This is a genomic window from Tenacibaculum sp. AWR4_210, assembly GCF_056160945.1.
Genome location: NZ_JBSWYF010000055.1, coordinates 1 through 404, shown reverse-complemented (window position 1 = coordinate 404; position 404 = coordinate 1). Strand labels below are relative to the sequence as shown.

At 64.6% G+C, this 404-nt stretch carries 1 pseudogene; it reads left to right on the top strand.

Annotation, left to right across the window (positions count from 1 at the left end):
- Positions 1 to 404 (top strand): annotated as a pseudogene (locus ACXAG7_RS19995) (3D-(3,5/4)-trihydroxycyclohexane-1,2-dione acylhydrolase (decyclizing)); the annotation flags it as partial.

The following is a 404-nucleotide window of genomic DNA, read 5'->3' as shown; positions in this document are numbered from 1 at the left end:
GCCCGATACGCGCGAAATCGAGGATGTGGTCGCGCTGATCCGATCCGCGCGCAAACCGGTGATCGTCGCCGGCGGCGGGGTGATATATTCACAGGCCGAGGACACTCTTGCCCGCTTTGCCGAAGCCCACAATATCCCCGTGGTCGAAACCCAGTCCGGGAAATCGGCGCTGGCGCAAAGCCACCCGATGAACTTCGGTGCCAGCGGTGTCGATGGATCGGCCGCGGCGAATGCCGTCTCGTCCGAGGCGGATCTGGTGATCGGTGTCGGCACGCGCTTTCAGGACTTCACGACGGGGTCCTGGGCACTGTTCAGTAACCCGGGGCGGCGGTTGGTTTCGATCAACGTCGCGGCCTACGACGCGGTCAAACATGGCGCCCTCCCAGTCATGGGCGACGCCAAGG